This window comes from Paralimibaculum aggregatum (assembly GCF_030270585.1).
Lineage (GTDB): Bacteria > Pseudomonadota > Alphaproteobacteria > Rhodobacterales > Rhodobacteraceae > Thermohalobaculum > Thermohalobaculum aggregatum.
Genome location: NZ_BSYI01000013.1, coordinates 80,947 through 101,097, shown reverse-complemented (window position 1 = coordinate 101,097; position 20,151 = coordinate 80,947). Strand labels below are relative to the sequence as shown.

Annotated in this window: 17 protein-coding genes; 5 read left to right on the top strand and 12 right to left on the bottom strand. The window is 73.7% G+C overall.

What is annotated here, in order from left to right:
- Window positions 1–45: 45 nt before the first annotated feature.
- The 4 genes from QSJ97_RS10045 to QSJ97_RS10030 form a co-directional block, all read right to left on the bottom strand.
- Window positions 46–882: a phosphoadenylyl-sulfate reductase gene (locus tag QSJ97_RS10045; protein ID WP_285671615.1), complete on the bottom strand. Its 837-nt coding sequence runs from the start codon at window positions 880–882 to the stop codon at window positions 46–48.
- Window positions 875–1,369, bottom strand: coding sequence for a DUF934 domain-containing protein (locus QSJ97_RS10040; RefSeq protein ID WP_285671614.1), 495 nt, complete (start codon window positions 1,367–1,369; stop codon window positions 875–877). The genes QSJ97_RS10045 and QSJ97_RS10040 overlap by 8 nt, the downstream gene beginning before the upstream one ends.
- Window positions 1,356–3,017 carry a nitrite/sulfite reductase gene (locus QSJ97_RS10035; RefSeq protein WP_285671613.1) on the bottom strand — a complete coding sequence of 554 codons (1,662 nt, stop codon included), beginning with the start codon at window positions 3,015–3,017 and terminating at the stop codon, window positions 1,356–1,358. The genes QSJ97_RS10040 and QSJ97_RS10035 overlap by 14 nt, the downstream gene beginning before the upstream one ends.
- Before the next feature lie 101 nt (window positions 3,018–3,118).
- On the bottom strand, window positions 3,119–3,430 hold the full coding sequence (locus QSJ97_RS10030) for a DUF2849 domain-containing protein (RefSeq protein ID WP_285671612.1): 312 nt from the start codon (window positions 3,428–3,430) through the stop codon (window positions 3,119–3,121).
- A 257-nt stretch (window positions 3,431–3,687) separates the two neighbouring features.
- On the opposite strand from QSJ97_RS10030, the gene folP reads away from it, so the two are divergent.
- Window positions 3,688–4,761 carry a dihydropteroate synthase gene (folP, locus tag QSJ97_RS10025; RefSeq protein ID WP_285671611.1) on the top strand — a complete coding sequence of 358 codons (1,074 nt, stop codon included), beginning with the start codon at window positions 3,688–3,690 and terminating at the stop codon, window positions 4,759–4,761.
- 8 nt (window positions 4,762–4,769) lie between these two features.
- On the top strand, window positions 4,770–6,113 hold the full coding sequence (gene glmM, locus QSJ97_RS10020; RefSeq protein ID WP_285671610.1) for a phosphoglucosamine mutase: 1,344 nt from the start codon (window positions 4,770–4,772) through the stop codon (window positions 6,111–6,113).
- Window positions 6,114–6,931: 818 nt separating this feature from the next.
- Here glmM and QSJ97_RS10015 read toward each other — a convergent pair.
- Window positions 6,932–8,194: a SulP family inorganic anion transporter gene (locus tag QSJ97_RS10015; RefSeq protein WP_285671609.1), complete on the bottom strand. Its 1,263-nt coding sequence runs from the start codon at window positions 8,192–8,194 to the stop codon at window positions 6,932–6,934.
- Between the two features lie 188 nt (window positions 8,195–8,382).
- Between QSJ97_RS10015 and QSJ97_RS10010 the strand changes: the two genes are divergently transcribed.
- Both QSJ97_RS10010 and dgcA read left to right on the top strand, forming a co-directional pair.
- Window positions 8,383–9,429 carry an N-acetyltransferase DgcN family protein gene (locus tag QSJ97_RS10010; protein WP_285671608.1) on the top strand — a complete coding sequence of 349 codons (1,047 nt, stop codon included), beginning with the start codon at window positions 8,383–8,385 and terminating at the stop codon, window positions 9,427–9,429.
- The gene (gene dgcA / locus QSJ97_RS10005; protein ID WP_285671607.1) at window positions 9,426–10,409 is read left to right on the top strand and encodes an N-acetyl-D-Glu racemase DgcA; all 984 of its coding nucleotides are present in this window, start codon (window positions 9,426–9,428) and stop codon (window positions 10,407–10,409) included. The genes QSJ97_RS10010 and dgcA overlap by 4 nt, the downstream gene beginning before the upstream one ends.
- A gap of 1,762 nt (window positions 10,410–12,171) precedes the next feature.
- Here the strand turns inward: dgcA and QSJ97_RS10000 are convergent.
- The 3 genes from QSJ97_RS10000 to QSJ97_RS09990 form a co-directional block, all read right to left on the bottom strand.
- Entirely contained in the window at window positions 12,172–12,801 is a 630-nt protein-coding gene (locus QSJ97_RS10000; protein ID WP_285671606.1) for a CoA transferase subunit B, read from the bottom strand.
- Between the two features lie 25 nt (window positions 12,802–12,826).
- Window positions 12,827–13,522: a CoA transferase subunit A gene (locus QSJ97_RS09995; RefSeq protein ID WP_285671605.1), complete on the bottom strand. Its 696-nt coding sequence runs from the start codon at window positions 13,520–13,522 to the stop codon at window positions 12,827–12,829.
- Between the two features lie 144 nt (window positions 13,523–13,666).
- Window positions 13,667–15,415, bottom strand: a complete 1,749-nt coding sequence (locus tag QSJ97_RS09990) for an esterase/lipase family protein (RefSeq protein WP_285671604.1) — start codon at window positions 15,413–15,415, stop codon at window positions 13,667–13,669.
- A 112-nt stretch (window positions 15,416–15,527) separates the two neighbouring features.
- On the opposite strand from QSJ97_RS09990, the gene QSJ97_RS09985 reads away from it, so the two are divergent.
- Window positions 15,528–16,082: a DUF3833 domain-containing protein gene (locus QSJ97_RS09985; RefSeq protein WP_285671603.1), complete on the top strand. Its 555-nt coding sequence runs from the start codon at window positions 15,528–15,530 to the stop codon at window positions 16,080–16,082.
- Between the two features lie 9 nt (window positions 16,083–16,091).
- Here the strand turns inward: QSJ97_RS09985 and QSJ97_RS09980 are convergent, their stop codons facing one another.
- From QSJ97_RS09980 to QSJ97_RS09965, 4 genes are all read right to left on the bottom strand, one after another.
- Window positions 16,092–16,877 carry an SDR family NAD(P)-dependent oxidoreductase gene (locus QSJ97_RS09980; protein WP_285671602.1) on the bottom strand — a complete coding sequence of 262 codons (786 nt, stop codon included), beginning with the start codon at window positions 16,875–16,877 and terminating at the stop codon, window positions 16,092–16,094.
- Window positions 16,870–17,439, bottom strand: coding sequence for a GNAT family N-acetyltransferase (locus QSJ97_RS09975; RefSeq protein ID WP_285671601.1), 570 nt, complete (start codon window positions 17,437–17,439; stop codon window positions 16,870–16,872). Before QSJ97_RS09975 ends, QSJ97_RS09980 begins: the two co-directional genes overlap by 8 nt.
- Before the next feature lie 48 nt (window positions 17,440–17,487).
- Window positions 17,488–18,870: a 30S ribosomal protein S12 methylthiotransferase RimO gene (rimO, locus tag QSJ97_RS09970; protein WP_285671646.1), complete on the bottom strand. Its 1,383-nt coding sequence runs from the start codon at window positions 18,868–18,870 to the stop codon at window positions 17,488–17,490.
- Between the two features lie 288 nt (window positions 18,871–19,158).
- Window positions 19,159–20,145 carry an MBL fold metallo-hydrolase gene (locus QSJ97_RS09965; protein WP_285671600.1) on the bottom strand — a complete coding sequence of 329 codons (987 nt, stop codon included), beginning with the start codon at window positions 20,143–20,145 and terminating at the stop codon, window positions 19,159–19,161.
- Between the last annotated feature and the right edge of the window lie 6 nt (window positions 20,146–20,151).

The window sequence follows — 20,151 nt, the reverse complement described above, 5'->3', positions numbered from 1 at the left end:
GGCTCCCCAGCTCTCAGGGAAAGCTCGTGCGGCGGCGCGGCGCGGTCAGGGAAAGCTCGAGACGACGCCGCTGGCGCCGGGGCTGCGGACCCAGCGGGTGCCGTCGAAATGGATGCCGCATTCGGTCTTGCCGCGGCCGCGCCAGCGCCCGGCGCGGGGGTCCTCGCCCTCGGCCACCGGGGTGGTGCAGGGGGCGCAGCCGATCGAGGGATAGCCGCGCGCCACCAGCGGATGCGCCGGCAGCGCGTGTTGGCCCATATAGGCGCGGATGCGCGCGGCGGTCCAGTCGGCCAGCGGGTTGATCTTGAGCCGGCGGGTGTCGTCCTCGGCCTCGAACACCGGCATCGCCGCCCGGGTCGTGGCCTGCGCCCGCTTGCGCCCGGTGATCCAGGCGTCATAGGGCTCGAGCGCCCGGCGCAGCGGCAGCGTCTTGCGCAGGAAGCAGCAGGCATCCGGGTTCTCGGCATGCAGCTCGCCCGACGGGTCGTCGTTGTCGATGTCCTCCGGATCCGGGCGCACCAGCCTGACGCTGGCCAGCCCGAGCGCGGAGGCGAGGCGGTACTGGTAGCTCAGCGTCTCGCGGAACAGCATCCCGGTCTCGAGGAAGATCACCGGGGTGCGGCGGTCGATCCGGCTGACCATGTGCAGCAGCACCGCCGCATCGGCGCCGAACGAGGAGACCAGCGCGATGCCGCCGGGATACTGGTCGCGGATCGCATCGGCGAGGATCTCCTCGGCGGTCGCGTCGTGGTGCTGGCGGTTGAGCACCTCCGCCGCGGACCGCGCCGAGAGCCGGCGCGAGGGGGTCGGCACCGCGCGGCCGACCTCGTCGCGATCCGGGTCGCGCCCCGGATCGCGCCGCTGGTCGCGCCGCTCAGTCATGGCGCGCCCGCCGCTGGTCGAGGATCGAGCCGCGCCCGGCGATGCCGCGCTGGTAGCCGAAGGTGATCGCGGCGGACTGGCTGAGCCAGCTCTCGGGGGGCTGGCGGCGGGCGACCTCCTCGGGGATCGCGACCTCGTCGAAGCCGCATTCCAGGAGATAGGCGAACTGGTCGGCGATCACCGGGCCCGAGGCGCGCAGCCGGCCGAGGAAGCCGCGCTGGCGCAGGCTGCGCCCGATCGAGAAGCCGCGCCCGTCGGCAAAGCTCGGGAAGCCCACCGAGATCATCGCGAGGCGGCCGAAATGCGGCTCGATATCGGCCGGCTCGGTGTCCGGCGGCAGGTGCAGGCCGAGCTCGAGCCCGGAGGCCAGCGCCTCGCCGAGCCGGTCGCGCTCGACCAGCGCCCGGCCGGCCTCCGGCAGCGGCTCGCCGGCGCCGATGCGCGGCCAGAGATCGTCGATCGGCCCGGTGGCATCAATGATCCGCATAGAGGGCCTCCTTGAACGGCGCCATGCCGAGCCGGCGATAGGCGGCGAGGAAGGTCTCGCCGGGCTCGCGCAGCGCGATATAGGTGTCGACGACCCGCTCGATGACGCCGGGCACCTCGTCATAGCCGAAGCCGGGGCCGGTGCGATCGCCGAGCGAGGCGGTCTCGGTGGCATCGCCGCCGAGGGTGATCTGGTAGGATTCGACCCCCGCCTTGTCGATGCCGAGAATGCCGATATGGCCGACATGGTGGTGGCCGCAGGCATTGATGCAGCCCGAGATCTTGATCGAGAGCGGGCCGATCTCGCGCTGCCGCCGCGGCTCGGCGAAGCGGTTGGCGATGTCCTGCGCCACCGGAATCGAGCGGGCGGTGGCCAGCGCGCAGTAGTCGAGCCCCGGGCAGGCGATGATGTCGGTCACCAGCCCCTTGTTGGCGGTGTCGAGCCCCTCGGCCCGCAGCGCCCGCCAGACCTTGAAGAGCGCGCCCTCGGCGACATGCGGCAGCACCACGTTCTGCTCGTGGGTGATGCGCAGCTCGCCGGCCGAATGGTGCTCGGCGACATCGGCCATCACCCGCATCTGCTCGGCGGTGGCATCGCCCGGCGCGCCGCCGATCGGCTTCAGCGAGACCGTCACGGCGCGGTAGCCCGGCACCCGGTGCGGCGCGGTGTTCTGCTCCAGCCAGGCGGCGAACTCGGGCTCCATGGCGGCCATGCGGCGGGTCTCGGCGGCATCGGCCTCGGTGTCGCGCGCCGGCAGCTCCGGCAGCGCGAAATAGGCGGCGATGCGGGCGACCTCCTCGGCGGGTGCGGCCACCGCGGCGCGGTCCATGCGGGCGAATTCCGCCTCGACCTGCCGGGCATATTCCTCGATGCCGAGCTCGTGGACGAGGATCTTGATGCGGGCCTTGTACTTGTTGTCCCGCCGTCCGTGCAGGTTGTAGACCCGGAGCGCCGCCTCGAGATAGGGCAGCAGGTCCGCCTTCGGCAGGAAGCCGCGCAGCTCCTTGGCGATGAACGGCGAGCGCCCGAGCCCGCCGCCGACCAGCACCCGGTAGCCCGGCGCACCGTCCGGCCCGCGCACGATCTGGATGCCGATATCGTGGATCTTGATCGCCGCGCGGTCGTGCTCGGAGCCGGTCACCGCGATCTTGAACTTGCGCCCGAGGAAGGTGAACTCGGGGTGCAGGCTCGACCACTGGCGGATCAGCTCGGCGGTGATGCGCGGGTCCTCGATCTCCTCCGGCGCGACGCCGGCATAGGGGTCCGAGGTGGTGTTGCGGATGCAGTTGCCCGAGGTCTGGATCGCGTGCATCTCGACGCTGGCCAGCGCGTCGAGGATATCCGGCACGTCCTTCAGCTTCGGCCAGTTGAACTGGATGTTCTGGCGCGTGGTGAAATGGCCGTAGCCGCGGTCCCAGCGCTCGGCGATATGGGCCAGCATGCGCATCTGGTCGGGGCGCAGCGTGCCATAGGGGATGGCGATCCGCAGCATGTAGGCGTGGAGCTGCAGATAGACGCCGTTCATCAGGCGCAGCGGCTTGAACTCCGCCTCGGTCAGCTCGCCGGCGAGGCGGCGCTTGACCTGGGTGCGGAACTGCTGCGTGCGCTCGGCCACGAAGGCCGCGTCGAACTCGTCATAACGGTACATGGCCTGCCCTCTCTGGCGTGGCGCGGGGCCGCGTCGGCGGCGCGGCGCGGGGCCGGCCGCCGGCAGCGGGTCTCACGGTCTGGCTGCGGCGCGCGCCGGCCTCAGGCGGCGCGGGCGATGCCCTCGGGGGCATAGGCGAAGGTCGGCCCGCCCTCGGCGCGGATGCGCTCGCGGCGCAGCAGCGGCACCGGCGCGCCGGTCTCCAGCCCGACCTCGACGAGATAGGGGCCGACCACGGTGTTCTCGGCCTCGGCGACGACGCCGGCCTCGAGCAGCAGGTCGGCCTCCTCGGCGGTGCGGGCGACGCGCGCCTCGGCGATGTCGCGCACCCAGCCCGAGCGGGCGAGGAACACGCTGTCGCCCTCGATCAGGTCGTTGGCGGTGACCACCTGGGGTTTGAAAGCCTTGGCCATGGTGTCGTCTCCTGATCCGTTCCTGCGGGGCCGGCAGCGCCGCCCCGTGTCACTCCCGCCCGGCGCTCCTGCCGGCCGGCGGCGGGGGATCCCGCCCCTGCCTCTCACCATGGGAAGCTAAGGGGGCTTTCTGTGATTTGCAAGATATTACACATCCGGCTCGCATCAATAATATATTGCACCATTTCAAAGTGTATTTATTGCCGGTTGCCGCGCCCGGCGCCCCGCGCTATCACCCGGCCGTGACACCCGAGCCCGTGACATCCGATGCCGTCTATCTCCGGCCGCTGCCCTGCGCCGGCGACCATCCGCGGGCGCTGCCGCTGGCCGGCGGCCCGATGGGCTTTGCCGAGGTCGAGCTTTCGCGCCGCGGCCGGCCGCCGGAGCTGCTGCCCGCCGCCGCGATCCCGGCCCTGCTGCCCGACGGCGCCGACCGGCTCGCCCGGCTGAGCGGGGCGCGGCTGCCGGTGGCCGGCCTCGCGCTGACCCGGCCGCGGGTGATGGGGGTGGTCAACGTCACCCCCGACAGCTTCTCCGACGGCGGGCGCCACGGCACCGCGCTGGCCGCCATCGGCCATGCCCTGCGGCTCGCCGCCGAGGGCGCCGACATCCTCGACATCGGCGGCGAATCGACCCGCCCCGGCGCCGATCCGGTCTCCGAGCAGGAGGAGCTCGACCGGGTGATGCCGGTGCTCGAGGGGCTGGCCGCGGCGGGCTGCACCACCCCGGTCTCGATCGACACGCGCAAGGCCGCGGTGGCGCGCGCCGCGATCGCCGCCGGGGCGCAGATCTTCAACGACGTCTCGGCGCTGACCCATGACCCGGAGAGCCTGGCGGCGGCGCCGCTGGCCCCGGCGGTCTGCCTGATGCATGCCCAGGGCGATCCGCGCACCATGCAGGCCGATCCGCGCTATGACGACGTGCTGCGCGACGTGCACGACTATCTCGCCGGGCGGGTGCGCGCGGCGGTGGCGGCCGGGGTGCCGCGGGCGCGGCTGATCGTCGATCCCGGCATCGGCTTCGGCAAGCGGCTCGAACACAACGTCGCGCTGATGCAGGGGCTCTCGATGCTGCACGGGCTCGGCTGCCCGCTGCTGCTCGGGGTCTCGCGCAAGCGCTTCCTCGGCACGCTCTCCGGCGTCGCGGTGGCGGCCGAGCGGGTCAGCGCCTCGGTGGCCGGCGCGCTGCACGGCGCGGCGCAGGGGGCGCAGATCCTGCGGGTCCACGACGTCGCGGCCACGGTGCAGGCGCTGCGGGTCTGGGAAGCCCTGAACCCGCCGGTGGCAGACCGGCAGACGGCAGGCGAGACAGCCTCGGAAGAACGGGCATGAGGACGGGCATGAGCAGGAAGTATTTCGGCACCGACGGCATCCGCGGCCGCGCCAACACCCATCCGATGACCGCCGAGGTGGCGATGCGGCTCGGCCAGGCGGCGGGGCGCTATTTCACCCAGGGGCTGCGGCGCCACTCGGTGGTGATCGGCAAGGACACCCGGCGCTCGGGCTACATGCTCGAGACCGCGCTGACCGCCGGCTTCACCTCGGTCGGCATGGACGTGCTGCAGACCGGCCCGATCCCGACCCCGGCGGTGGGCATGCTGACGCGCAGCCTGCGCGCCGATGCCGGGGTGATGATCTCGGCCAGCCACAACCCCTTCGAGGACAACGGCATCAAGCTGTTCGGGCCGGACGGCTACAAGCTCTCCGACGCGGTGGAGGCCGAGATCGAGGCGCTGATGGAGAACGGCACGCATCTCGTCGCGCCGGGCGAGATCGGCCGCGCCACCCGCATCGACGACGGCCGCGGGCGCTATATCGAGGTCTGCAAGGCGAGCTTCCCGCGCGGGCGTACGCTGTCGGGGCTGAAGATCGTGGTGGACTGCGCCAACGGCGCCGCCTATCGCACCGCGCCGGAGGTGATCTGGGAGCTCGGCGCCGAGGTGATCCGGCTCGGCAACGCCCCCAACGGCGAGAACATCAACCTCAACTGCGGCTCCACCGATCCGGCGGCGGCGCAGGCCGCGGTGGTGGAGAGCGGCGCCGATCTCGGCATCGCGCTCGACGGCGATGCCGACCGGGTGCACCTGATCGACGAGAAGGGCCGGGTGATCGACGGCGACCAGGTGATGGCGCTGATCGCCAGCCGGATGGCCGAGGCCGGCACGCTGGCGCATGGCACGCTGGTGGCCACGGTGATGTCGAATCTCGGGCTCGAGCGGCTGCTGGCGGAGCGCGGCATCATGCTGCTGCGCACCAGGGTGGGCGACCGCTACGTGGTGGAGAAGATGCGCGCCGGCGGCTTCAATCTCGGCGGCGAGCAGTCCGGCCACATCATCCTCGGCGACCATGTGACCACCGGCGACGGGCTGCTGGCGGCGCTGCAGGTGCTGGCCGCGCTGACCGAGGCGGAGCGGCCGGCCTCGGAGACCTGCCGGCTCTTCGAGCCCTGCCCGCAGCTGCTGAAGAACGTGCGCTTCGACCCGGTGACCCGGCCGCTCGAGGACCCCGGCGTGACACAGGCGATCGCCGCCGCGGAGGACGCGCTCGGCGCCACCGGGCGACTGGTGATCCGCAAGAGCGGCACCGAGCCGGTGATCCGGGTGATGGGCGAGAGCGAGGACGCGGCGCTGCTCGAGCGGGTGATCGACGACATCTGCACCCGCGTCGCCTCGGTGGCCGGCTGAGCCGCCCCGCGCGCCGCGCCCGGCGATCCGCCCCCTCGGCGCCGCGCCACCCGCCCGGGCCCGGCGCAAGGCAGACCCGCCCCCCGGCGGCATGGCCCTTCGGCAACTTGGCCACGCAGTGATCTGACCCCCGGCGATCCGCCCCCTCGGCGGTCCGACCGCTCGGCGCCGCGCCGCCCGCCCGGGCCCGGCGCACGCCAGACTCGCCCCCTCGGCGGCATGGCCCTTCGGTGATCCGACCACTCAGCGACCCGGCCCCCCGGCGATCCGCCCCCTTGGCGACCTGCCCCTTGGCAGTCCAGCCCCTCGGCAGCCCGGCCCCTCGGCGGTCCGGTCCCCCGGCGGCCTGACCCCTCGGTGACCTGCCCCCTCGGCGATCCGCCCTCTCGGCAGTCCGGCCCCTAAGCGGCCTGATTCCTCGGCGGTCTGACCTCTCGGCAGTCCGGCCCCCTCAGCGATCTGGCCTCTTGGCGGTCCGGCCCCTTGGCGGTCCAGCCCTTTGGCAGTCTGGCCCCTCGGCGATCTGGCCTCTCGGCGGTCCGGCCCCTTGGCGGTCCAGCCCCTCGGTGGTCCGGTCCCTAATCGGTCTGGCCCCTCCGCGGTCCGGCCCCCCGGTGGTCCGGTCCCTCAGCGGTCTGGCCCTCGGCGGTCCGACCCTTCGGCGGCCTGCCCCCTCGGCGGTCCGGCCCTTAGGCGATACGGCCCCTCCGCGGTCCGGCCCCTCAGTGGTCCGGCCCCTCAGTGGTCTGGCCCCTCAGTGGTCCGGCCCCTTGGCGATCCGGCCTCTCCGCGGTCCGGCCCCTCCGCGGGCCGGGCCCTCAGCGGTCTGGCGGCGTCCAGTCGGCCGGCGGCACCTCGCGGCGGCGCAGGCGGATCGCCAGGCCGACCGCCACGCCGACGCCGATCGCCACCGTCAGGTCGGTCAGCACCGTCAGCGCCAGGGTCAGGATCAGCAGCAGCCGGTCCGAGGGCCGGGCGGAGAGATAGCTGCGCCACTTGTGCGGCTCGCTCATGTTCCAGGCGGTGAGGATCAGCAGCGCGGCCAGCGCCGGCATCGCCATCTGCCCGATCAGCGGCGCCGCGAACATCATCATCACCAGCACCGCCAGCGCATGCACCAGCCCGGCCACTGGGGTGCGCCCGCCGGCGCGGATGTTGGTGGCGGTGCGCGCGATCGCGCCGGTGGCCGGCAGCCCGCCGAAGAGCGCGGCGCCGAGATTGGCGCTGCCCTGGGCCAGCAGCTCGGCATTGGGCCGGTGCCGGCCCTCGATCATCCGGTCGGCCACCATCGCCGAGAGCAGCGATTCGATCCCGGCCAGGAAGGCGATCACGAAGGCCGAGGGCATCAGCGCCTCGACCCGGGCCAGCGTGATCTCCGGCAGCGCCGGCATCGGCAGCTGGTCGGGCAGCGCGCCGAAGCGGGCCTCCACGGTCTCCACCTCGAGGCCGAACGCCGCCACCAGCACCGAGCCCAGCGCCACGCCGACGATCAGCCCCGGCAGCTTCGGCGCCAGCCGGCGCAGCACCACGATCGCCACCCCGGTGACCAGCCCGATGCCGAGCGCCTCGACCGAGAGCGTGTCGCGCGCCGCCCAGAGCACCGGCAGCTTCTCGAGGAAATCCGCCGGCACGCCATCGGCCTGCAGGCCGAGCAGGTCCTTCACCTGGCTGGTCGCGATGATCGCCGCGATGCCGATGGTGAAGCCGTTGACCACCGCCTCCGGCACATGCGCGATCAGGTTGCCGAGGCGCAGCGCCCCGGCGCCGAGCAGGATGATCCCGGCCATCAGGGTGGCGAGCAGCAGCCCGTCATGCCCGTGCTCGGCGATCACCCCGTAGACCACCACGATGAAGGCGCCGGTGGGGCCGCCGATCTGCACCCGGCTGCCGCCGAGCGCCGAGATGATGAACCCCGCCACCACCGCGGTGACCAGCCCGGTGGCCGGCGGCGCGCCGGAGGCGATGGCGATGGCGAGGCTGAGCGGCAGCGCCACCATGGCGACGGTGATGCCGGCGAGCAGGTCGGCACCGAACAGGGCGCGGGTATAGTCGGGCAGCGTGGTCAGGATCTTCGGCTTCACGGGCGGATACCGGTCTGGGATTGGATGAAATGGCGCCCGGGGGCGTCTCGGAATGCGTTTCCGGCATAGACCCGCGGCGGGGCGCTCCGCCAGTGCATCGCTGCCGCGCGCCCTCTTGCCGCAGGGGGGCCGGGCAGCGCAGTATCGGCGCTCCGAAGCCGAGCCGCCCCGCGCCGAAAGGAGCCGCGATGACCGTCCAGCCCGTCTCGATCCGCCCGCCCTACCTGCTGTTCCTCGGCGCGGCCGAGACCAATCTCGGCGCCAAGACCGCCACCGGCGTCGCCGCCTGGCGGCCGGAGATCTGCGCCGGGCAATACCGCCTGCCGGGCTGCGGCGCCGATCTCGGCCTGCCGGATCTCACCTTCGAGGAAGCGGCGGCGCAGGGCGTCGGCAGCCTCGTGATCGGCACCGCCTCGGTCGGCGGCGGGCTGCCGGACGACTGGGTCGCCACCTTCGTCGCGGCGCTCGAGGCCGGGCTCGACATCGCATCGGGCCTGCATGCCCGGCTCGCCGCGGTGCCGGCGATCGCCGAGGCGGCGGCGCGCAACGGCCGCGCGCTCCACGACGTGCGGGTGCCGCCGGCGGGGCTGCCCTGCGGCACCGGGGCGCCGCGCTCCGGCCACCGGCTGCTGACCGTGGGCACCGACTGCGCCGTCGGCAAGATGTTCACCGCGCTGGCGCTCGGCCGCGACATGGCGGCGCGGGGCGTGGCGGCGGATTTCCGCGCCACCGGGCAGACCGGGATCTTCATCGCCGGCTCCGGCATGCCGGTGGACGCCGTGGTGTCGGACTTCCTCTCGGGTTCCGTCGAGGTGCTCTGCCCGGCCGCCGACCCGGATCACTGGGACCTGATCGAGGGCCAGGGCTCGCTGTTCCACCCGGCCTATGCGGCGGTCTCGCTCGGGCTGCTGCACGGCGCCCAGGCCGAGGCGCTGGTGCTCTGCCACGAGGCCGGCCGCACGCTGATCGACGACGGCGGCTATGACGGCTATGCCCTGCCCTCGCTCACCGAGGCGATCGCCGCCAACGAGGCCGCGGCGCGGATCACCTGCCCGGCGGCGCGGGTCGTCGGCATCGCGCTCAACACCCGCGCGCTCGGCGAGGCCGAGGCCCGCGCTGCGCTCGAGGCGGCCAGCGCCGAGACCGGCCTGCCCGCCATCGACCCGGTGCGCACCGGCACCGCGCCGATCCTCGACGCGCTGCTCGGCCCGGTGCCCGCCGGGGTCTCGGCATGAGCCGCCGCCTGACCGTCCGCGCCGAGGACTGGCCGCTGCGCGAGCCCTTCGTGATCAGCCGGATGCGCCAGGACGAGGCGGCGGTGCTCGCGGTGGAGATCGCCGAGGGCACGGCGCTGGGCCGCGGCGAGGCCGACCGCTCCGAGGAGGGCGGCGACCGGCCGCTGCTGGCGGCGGAGATCGAGCGGGTGCGCGGCGAAATCGAGGCCGGCGCCGGGCGCGCGCGGCTGGCCGAGCTGCTGCCCCCCGGCCCGGCCCGCTCGGCGCTCGACTGCGCGCTCTGGGATCTCGAGGCCAAGCTCTCCGGCCGCCCCGCCGCCGAGGCCGCCGGGGTGGCGCCGATGCAGCCGGTCACCACGGTGTTCACCATCGGGCTCGGCACGCCGGAGGCGATGGGCGCGGCGGCGCGGGCCAATGCCGCGCGGCCGGTGCTCAAGCTCAAGCTCGGCCGGCCCGAGGGCGATCTCGAGCGCGTGCGCGCGGTGCGCGAGGGCGCCCCGGCGGCGCGGATCTCGGTGGATGCCAACACCGGCTGGACGCGGGAGCAGCTGGTCGCGCTGCTCGGCCCGCTCCGCGAGCTCGGCGTCGAGCTGGTCGAGCAGCCCTTCCCGGTCGGCCGCGAGGCGGCGATGGAGGGGATCGAGCGGCTGATCCCGGTGGCGGCGGACGAGAGCTGCACCGACCGCGCCTCGATGGCGCGCCTCGCCGGCCGCTTCGACTATGTCAACATCAAGCTCGACAAGGCCGGCGGGCTGACCGAGGCGCTGGCGCTGGCCGATGCCGCCGAGGCGGCGGGCATGGGCATCATGGTCGGCTGCAATCTCGGCACCTCGCTGGCGATGGCGCCGGGGATGCTGCTGGCGCAGCGCGCCGCCTTCGTCGATCTCGACGGGCCGCTGCTGCTGGCGCGGGACCGGGAACCGGGGCTCGGCTACGAGGGCTCGGTGATCCGGCCGCCCGAGCCCGCGCTCTGGGGCTGAGGCACGCCGCCCCGCCGCGCGCCCGCGCCCGCACCCGGCACGGGCAGGCCGCCCCGGCCGGCCCACGCCGGAACGGCCAGTGCCCCGACCCGCCGGGCCACCCCTCGCCCCGACCTCCCGGACGGGCGTTCCGCACGCCCCCCGCGCCCGGCCCGCCCGGCCCGCCCGGGCAAACCCGCCGCCCGCATCCGCCGGCCGGACCTTCCACGCGCACCCCCCGGGCGAACTTCCGCCCGGACCGACCGGGCAAACCGCCCGCGCGCCCCCTTCAGGCGAACGGCCCAACCGAACCTTCCGCCCGCACCTCCCAAAGAGACCTTCCGCTAGAACATGCCGGGCGAACCGCCCTCACGAGCCATTCGGGCGAACCTCCCAGGGGAACCTTCCGGGCGTCCCTTCCGCCCGCACCTCCCGAGGGACCCTTCCGCCAGAACATGCCGGGCGCGCCCCCCGCGCGACCCTTTCGGGCGAACAGCATAGCCGAACCTTCCGCCCGCACCTCCCCAGGGGAACCTGCCACGCAGACCTTCCGCCTGTACCTTCCGAGGGAACCTTTCACCGGGACATGCCGGGCGGCCCGCCGCGCGAACCTTTCGGGCGAACAGCCTAGCCGAACCGTCCGTCCATACCTCCCGGGGGAACCTTCCGCCCGGACATGCCGGGCGAACCACCCTCACGAACCTTTCGGGCGAACAGCCTAGCCGAACCTGCCGGGTAGACCGTCGGGGCGAACCAGTTCTCCGACCCTGCCGGGCGACCCTGGCGGTGGAACTGTCCGCCCGCACCTTCCGGGGGGGACCTTCGGCCCGGCCCATCCGGGGGAACGTTTCGTCCGCACCTTCCGGAGGAACCTTCCGTCTGGGCCTTCCGCGGGAACCTGCCGGGCGAACCGTTCGCCCTAACCTGCCCGGTGGGCTGTCGGGGCGAACCGGTTCTTCGAACCTGCCGGGGGAACCTTTCGCTTGGGCCTTCCGGAGGAACCTCCTGCTTGGACCTTCCGGGGGAACCTGTCGGGTGAACCGCTCGCCCGGACCTGCCGGGTGGGCTGTCTGGGCGAACCGGTTTTCCGACCCTGCCGGGCGGCCCTGCCGGTAGAATTGTCCGCTCGGACTTGCCGGGGGGAAACCTTCCGCCTGGGCCTTCCGGGGGGAACTGCCGGGCGAACCGCTGGCCCTCGCCTGCCGGGTGGGTTGTCGGGGCGAACCGGTTCTCCGAACCTGCCGGGTCGTCCTGGCGGCGGAACTGTCTGCCCGGGCCTGCCGGGGGAACTTTCCGCGCGGGTCTTCCTGTGGAACCGTCCGCGGGGGGCTTCCGGGGGAACCGTCCGCACGGGTCTTTCGGGGGAACCGTCCGCGGGGGGCTTTTGGCCCGGATTGGCGGGCGTGCCGTCCTGCCGGGCCTGCCGGGCCTGCCGGGCGGAGGTGGTGCGGGAGGGGGCCGGCGGGGCCTCGGCCGGGCCGGGGCCCTGCGGCAGGCGAAAGGGGCGGGCCGGAGCCCGCCCTGTCGAAACCGCTGCCCTGCGGCAGACGAAAGGGGCGGGCCGGAGCCCGCCCCCTGTCGAAACCGCTGCCCTGCGGCAGGCGAAAGGGGCGGGCCGGAGCCCGCCCTGTCGAAACCGGGGCCCTGCGGCAGGCGAAGGGGGCGGGCCGGAGCTCGCCCCCTGCCGAAAGCGCTGCCGGGCGCGTGGCCGGCGCGGGGCCCTTGGCCGGACCCTGCCGAAGCCAGGTCCCCCGATCCGGGCCGGAGCCGAGGGCCGGCCGGGTCAGGCGACCAGCGTCGCCTCGGTCTTGGCGCGGACCTCGTCCTCGGTGACCCCGGGGGCCAGCTCGACGATCTTCAGCCCGCCCTCGGCGACGTCGAATACGCCGAGATTGGTGATGATCCGGTCGACCACCCCGGTGCCGGTCAGCGGCAGGGTGCAGGCCTTCAGCAGCTTGGTCTCGCCGGCCTTGTTGGTGTGGTCCATGATCACGATCACGCGCTCGACGCCGGCCACCAGGTCCATCGCCCCGCCCATGCCCTTGACGAGCTTGCCGGGGATCATCCAGTTGGCCAGGTCGCCGTTCTCCGCGACCTCCATGGCGCCGAGGATGGCGAGGTTGATATGGCCGCCGCGGATCATCGAGAACGAGCTCGCGCTGTCGAAATAGGAGGTGCGGTCGAGCTCGGTGATGGTCTGCTTGCCGGCGTTGATGAGGTCCGGATCGACCTCGTTCTCGGTCGGGAACGGGCCCATGCCGAGCATGCCGTTCTCCGACTGCAGCGTCACGTCGACGCCCTCGGGGATGTAGTTGGCGACGAGCGTCGGAATGCCGATCCCGAGATTGACGTAGAAGCCGTCCTCGAGCTCCTTCGCGGCGCGGGCGGCCATCTGATTGCGATCCCAAGGCATGGCGATCTCCTTTCCGATGAGCGACTTACGCCGCGCGGGTGGTGACTTTCTCGATGCGCTTCTCGTGCGGGCCCTGGATGATGCGCTGCACGAAGATGCCCGGCGTGTGGATGTGCTCCGGGTCGAGCTGGCCGGGCTCCACGAGCTCCTCGACCTCGGCGATGGTGACCTTGCCGGCCATCGCGCAGGGATGGTTGAAGTTGTTCGCGGTCTTCCGGTAGACGAGGTTGCCCTGGGTGTCGCCCTTCCAGGCCTTGACGATGGCAAGATCGGCGCGGATGCCGCGCTCGAGGATGTAGGTCTTGCCGTCGAACTCCTTGTGCTCCTTGCCCTCGGCCACCACGGTGCCGACCCCGGTCGCGGTGTAGAAGCCCGGGATGCCGGCGCCGCCGGCGCGCAGCCGCTCGGCCAGCGTGCCCTGCGGGTTGAACTCGAGCTCGAGCTCGCCGGAGAGATACTGGCGCATGAACTCGTCGTTCTCGCCCACATAGGAGCTGATCATCTTGCTGATCTGGCGCGTCTTCAGCAGGATGCCGAGGCCGAAATCGTCGACCCCGCAATTGTTCGAGGCGACGGTCAGATCCTTCGCGCCGCTCTCGCGGATCGCCGCGATCAGGAGCTCGGGGATGCCGCAGAGGCCGAAGCCTCCGGCCGCGATCAACATGCCGTCGGTCAGGACGCCGTCCAGTGCCTCGGCGGCGGTGCCGTATACCTTGCCCATCTGCTCCTCCTGGCCTGTCGCGCCGAAGCTGCCCGGCGCGGCGCCGACCCTATCGCAGCGCGGCACGGCTCGCCAAGCGCGTTCTGGCGCCGCAGCCGCCGGCGCCCGGCACGCGGCCGCGGCGCCGGCCGCCGGCGCCCGGGCTCAGCGCTCGGCGCCGGCACCGCTGGCGAGGGCGGCAGCGGCCGGCACCGGCTGCGGCCGGCCGCCGCCGCCACCGAACACGCCGGGTTTCGGCTCGGCCAGCCCCTCCGCCTCGCGCGGCTGCTCGAGCAGCCAGAACAGCAGGTTGTCGCCGAACACCGGGTTCTTGGTCAGCTCGACATGCTCGTCCGGCAGGAACAGGATCGAATCGAACCGCAGCGGCGTGACCAGCCCGCCGGCCTCGGCCAGCCCCTGGCGCTCGTCGAGCAGCACCGAGGCGCGCAGCACCACCCCGTCGCCCTCCTCGCGCCCGGTGATCGCCAGCGCGCCGGTGACCGGATCGACCTCCGCCGAGGCCGGCGTGGCGAAGCCGCCGCCGACCACCAGGAACACCTCGAGCCGCTCCGGCTTGGGGCCCCAGCGGTCCATCGCCTTCTGGAACTGCACGGCGCGCCGCATCAGCCGCGCCTGGTGCGCCGCGGCGCGTTCGAGCCGCTCCGCCGGGTCGGCGATCTCCGGCATCAGCCAGGCGCGCAGCTCCTCGCCGGCCGGGTCGAGCAGCCCCCAGCGATGGCGCTCCCAGAGCGACGGATCGAGCGGGTCGAGCACGCGCCCGCCGGGCCCGGCCTCGCGCAGCCGCCGGTGCCGCGCCCGCGGGAAGAGCTGCCAGACCGAGGCATGCGTCGCCAGCAGCACCGGCGGGTAGAACGGCTGCAGCGGCCCCAGCGACTTGCCGTTGACGAGGTTGTCCACCGCCAGGATCGAGCCGGCATGGGGCGTCGCGACGATGATCGCCCGGTTGAAATGCCGCGCCCCCTCCCAGGTGATCGGCGGCAGCGAGCCGTCCTCGGGCAGCGGCGCCGGCCCGTGCATCAGGTAGTAGCGCGCCACCAGCCCGCCCATGCTGTGCGCCAGCAGATCGAAGGTCACCTCGTCCGGGCCGACCTGCCGGCCCTCGAGCCGCGAGCGCGCCTCGGCCACCTGGCGCCGGCGCAGCATCACGAAATCGTGGAACTCGGCGGCCAGCGTGGGCAGGTCGCGCCGCCAGTCATAGTCGAAGCGGAAGGCGTTGACCTGCGCCTCGGCCTGGGCGGCGAGCGCGGCATCGCCCAGCGCCTCGGCGCGGCCCGGGGCAACGGCGGCGAGCGGCACCGCGCCCGCTCCGGCATCGCCGGAGGCGTCGTCGGCGGCGGCATCGCCGGCGGCGGCGGCGGCGGCGGGCGGGCGGGGCGGCTCGGGCGGCACCTGCTCGGCGCCGGAGCCGCCGTGGCGCAGATTGGCCAGCAGCCGCGAGCGCCGCGCCGGCCCGGTGCGGAAGCCGCCCGCCGTCAGCGTGCGCGTGACCCCGCCATAGACCTCGATGTCGAGCGGGATGCCGAGCACCTCCGGCGTCGCCCGGTCGAGCACGCCATCCGCCTCGACCCCGTCGCGCAGCGCCGCGAAGGGCGCCCCCGGGGCGAGCACCGGCAGCGCGATCAGCCGCGCCTCCGCCGGGTCCTCGGGATCGGCCGAGAGCCCGCGGCTGCCGCCGCCCCAGACCACGGTGCCGGTGGCGCTGTCGCGCAGCCGCGAGCCGAGGGTGCCGGGAATGGTGATCAGCGGGCGCCGCGCGGCGTCGCCGCCGGCCTCTGCCACCTTGGCATAGATCGCGGTGAGATCCGGCAGCCGCGGCTCGGCGGCGCAGCCCACCAGCCCGAGGGCCAGGACATGCGCCGCGATACCCCGGCCGACGACGCGCCCCCAGCCCATGCGGTTCTCCTCGTGCTCCGGCCTGCCCCAGGGGCGGCGCCCACCCGTCTGTGCTGAGTCATGGCGCTTGACCTGCCGGGCGCAAGCCTATTTCCCGCCTATGTGGCAGAAAGTGAAATCGCGTGCGGCGGCCACGCTGGCCGGAGCCGGGCTGGGTTTGCTGGCCGGCTGCGGCGGGCCGGACCTCGCCGACCATGCCGGCCAGGGCCCCGAGCTCGAGCTCGAGCGCTTCCTCGAGGGCCGGCTCACCGCGCATGGCGTGTTCCAGGACCGGTTCGGCACCCTGCGCCGGAGCTTCGTGGTGGATGTGCTCGGCGTCTGGGACGGCGAGACGCTGACCCTCACCGAGGATTTCCTCTATGAGGACGGCAGCACCGAGCGGCGCGTCTGGCGGCTCGTCCAGACCTCGGCCGAGAGCTGGGCCGGCACCGCGGCCGGGGTGGTCGGCGAGGCCACCGGCGAGGAGGCCGGCAACGCCTTCAACTGGCGCTACACCATCGATCTCGAGACCCCGGACGGCACGCTGCGCGCGCATTTCGACGACTGGCTCTGGCAGCTCGACGACCGGGTGATGGTGAACCGCGCCTATGTCACGAAATACGGCATCGAGATCGGCCAGCTCTCGATCTATTTCCGCCGCGAGACGCCGCTGGCGCCGGCCGGCTGAGCCCGGCGGCTACTGCGCGGTGAAGCCGCCATCCACCGCCAGCGCGGTGCCGGTGACCATGGCGCTCATCTCCGAGGCCAGGAACAGGATCGCGCCGGCCACGTCGGCCGGCTCGGCGAAGCGCCCGAGCGGGATGCCGGCGAGCGCCGGGCCGGCGAAGGCGGGGTCCGCCAGCGCCGCCGCGTTCATCGCGGTGCGGGTGAAGGTGGGGCAGACGGTGTTGGCGCGGATGCCGTGCCGCGCGAGGTCGAGCGCCATCTCCCGCGTCGCCCCCTCGAGCCCCCATTTCGAGGCCGCATAGCCGCCCCGCCGGGTGCCGCCGACCAGCCCCATCTGGCTCGAGACATTGACGATGCTGCCGCGGATCCCGGCCGCGACCATGCCCGCCGCCACCGCCTGCGAGACATCCCAGGCGCCGCGCAGGTTGACCGCGAGCGTGCGGTCGAGATCCTCCGGCCGGGTCTCGAGAAAGCCGGCGCGGCGCAGGAACCCGGCGGCGTTGACCAGGATGTGGAACGGCCCCTCGGCGCCCGTCACGCGGGCGATCGCCGCCCGGTCGGTCACGTCGAGCACCGCCGCGCGCGCGCCGTGCCCGGCCGCGCGCAGCGCCCCGGCGGCGGCCTCCAGCTCCTGCCGCCCGCGCGCCGCCAGCACCACCTCGGCGCCCGCACCGGCCAGCGCCGCGGCGGCGGCGAAGCCGATGCCGCGCCCGCCCCCGGTGACCAGCGCCCGCCGCCCGGCGAGCCCGAGGCCCGGCAGCGCCGGCAGCGCCGGCAGTTCCGGCGGCTCAGCCATCCGCGCCCTGCCAGTCGTCGCGGCGGATGCGGTAGAGCAGATGCCGGCGCAACGGGTTCTCCTTCTTGACCAGCGGATGGTCGAAATCGCCGGCCGCGTCGCGCTGCATGCCGATCCGCTCCATCACCGCGCGCGAGCGCGTGTTGGACGGCACCGTGAAGGACAGGATCTCGTCCAGCCCCACCGTCCCGAAACCGTGGTCGAGGCAGGCCCGCGCCGCCTCGGTGGCATAGCCCTGCCCCCAGGCGTCGCGCGCCAGCCGCCAGCCGATCTCGACGCAGGGCGCCGGCGGCGCCGTGAAATCCGGCCGGTTGAGCCCGACGAAGCCGATGAAGCCGCCATCGCCGCGGACCTCCAGCGCCCACCAGCCGAAGGCCGGCTCCTCGAGCCATTTCTCCAGGAAGCGGCCGATGATCATGTCGCTCTCCTGGCGCGCCAGCGGGCCGCCGAGATGCGCCATCACCTCCGGATCGGCATTCAGCCGGGCAAAGGGGACGAGATCCTCCTCGCGCCAGCCGCGGAGGCGCAGGCGCGGGGTCAGAAGCTCGGTGCGGCGGAACATCTCGGCCTCGCTAGCAGGTGCCCCGGGGCGGCGCGGCGGACGGGCGGATCAAATGCGGCGGCCCCAGAGATCATACTCCGATGCGTCGACGATCTCGACCTCCGCGATGTCGCCGGCGGCGAGATCGCCCGGTGCCTCGACGAAGACCGCGCCGTCGATCTCCGGCGCATCGCCCGGGCCGCGGCAGAGCGCGGTGCCCTCCTCGTCGATGCCGTCGACGATCACCGGCATCCGCCGCCCGATCCTGGCCTCGAGCCGCCGGGCCGAGATCGCCTGCGCGCGCTCCATGAAGCGGGCCCAGCGCTCGGCCTTCACCTCCGCCGGCACATGGCCCGGCAGGTCGTTGGCGGCGGCGCCCGCCACGTCCTCGTACTGGAAGCAGCCGACCCGGTCGAGCTGCGCCTCGTCGAGCCAGTCGAGCAGGTACTGGAAATCCGCCTCGGTCTCGCCGGGGAAGCCGACGATGAAGGTCGAGCGGATGGTCAGCTCCGGGCAGGTCTCGCGCCAGCCGCGGATGCGCTCCAGCGTCTTCGCCTCGTTGGCCGGGCGGCGCATCGCGCGCAGCACCGAAGGCGCGGCATGCTGGAACGGGATGTCGAGATAGGGCAGCACCAGCCCCTCCGCCATCAGCGGGATCAGCCGGTCGACATGCGGATAGGGATAGACGTAGTGCAGCCGCACCCAGGCGCCGAGCCGGCCCATCTCGCGCGCGAGGTCGGTGATGTGCGCCGCCACCTCGGTGTCGCGCCAGCGGCTGGCGGCATGGCGGATATCGGTGCCATAGGCCGAGGTGTCCTGGCTGATCACCAGGATCTCGCGCACCCCCGCCGCCACCAGCCGCTCGGCCTCGCGCAGCACCGCGCCGGCGGGCCGCGAGACCAGCTTGCCGCGCATCGAGGGGATGATGCAGAAGCGGCAGGAATGGTTGCAGCCCTCGGAGATCTTCAGATAGGCATAGTGCCGCGGCGTCAGCTTGACCCCGGCCGCCGGGATCAGGTCGATCTTCGGGTCCGGCGCCGGCGGCACCGCGGCATGCACCGCCTCCAGCACCGCCTCGTATTGCTGCGGCCCGGTGACCGCGAGCACCGAAGGATGCACCGCGCGGATCGCCTCGGCATCGGCACCCATGCAGCCGGTGACGATGACCCGCCCGTTCTCCGCCAGCGCCTCGCCGATCGCCTCGAGGCTCTCCGCCTTGGCGCTGTCGAGGAAGCCGCAGGTATTCACGATCACCGCGCCGGCGCCGGCATAGTCCGGCGCGATGGCATAGCCCTCGGCGCGCAGGCGGGTGAGGATGCGCTCGCTGTCCACCAGCGCCTTGGGGCAGCCGAGCGAGACCATGCCGAGCCGCGGCTGGCCGGCGCGCGGGGCGGGCCCGGCCGGCGCGGCCGGGGCGATGTCGGGGCGGAGTTCGGGCGGATTTGCGCTCATGGCGGCGATGTAGCGCATTCGCGCCGCCGGCGCCATCCACCCCGGCATGCATTCCGCCCCGCCTTCCGCCATGCATCCCGGCGCGGTGCGGCCTCGGCGCACCCTCCGCCGCCGGGCACAGCCCCGGCACGACCTCCGCCGCCGGGCGCAGCCCCGGCACGACCTCCGCCGCCGGGCGCCCCGAGGCGGCACCGCCGCCGAGCGGGGCGGCGGGGGCTCGATGCCCCCGGCGCCCCGCCCCCGTCATAGGGCACCACGCGGCGTCATGCGGCCGGGCCGGGCCTGCGCTCAGACGCGCAGCTGGTAGCTCGCCGGCACGTAGTGGAAACCGCCGTCCCGGGCCTCGAGATAGCCCACCGCCGGCGCCGGCATGTGATAGCCGACGAAGGGGATCCGGTCGGCCGCGATCTGCCCGAGCACCGCCTTGCGCGCCGCCACCGCCATCTCCTTGTCCATGTCGAAGCGGACATGCCAGTCCGGCCGCTGCATCGAGGCGACATAGTGGTTCGCGGTGTCGGCGATCAGCATCAGCCGCGCGCCCTCGCTCTCGAGATGGAAGGCGAGGTGGCCCGGCGTGTGGCCGAAGGCCTGCACCGCCTCGATGCCCGGCACCACCGCCTCGCCCGGCGCGATCATCCGCGCCTTCTCGGCAAACCGCACCACCTTGTCCTGCACCAGCTGCGCGCGCGTCGACATCGCGTCGTCGAACAGCAGGTCCTCGTCGCTCCACCAGTCGAACTCGCGCGCGCCGAACACGTAGCCGGCATTCGGGAAGGCCGGCGCGCCGGCCTCGGTGAGCCCGCCGATATGGTCGCCGTGGAAATGCGTGATCACCACCGTGTCGATCTGTTCGGCGGCGATGCCGAGCCCGGCGAGCCGCTCGAGCAGCAGCCCGGCCTTCGGCCGCCGGCCGGTGTCGCCGCCATTGCCGGTGTCGAACAGGATCAGCGATTCGCCGGTGTTGACCAGCGTCACCGAGAACGGGATCTCCATCCTGTCGGCCGGGAGGAAATTCTCCCCGGCCAGCGCGGCGACCGCCTCGGCCGAGACGTTCTCGCCGAAGATCGGATGCGGGCCCGGCACCGGAACGGCGCCGTCGAGGATCGTCGTGACCTCGAACCGGCCGATCGAGAAGCGGGTATGCGTCGGCTGCGTCGCTCCCTGCATCGGGGCGGCGGCGCCGGCTGCGCCCGGCAGGCCGGCGGTTGCGGCGGCGGCGCCGAGGGCCGCGCCCGCGCCGAGCATGGCACGTCGGGTGAGGGGCAGGCTGTCCATGGTGGT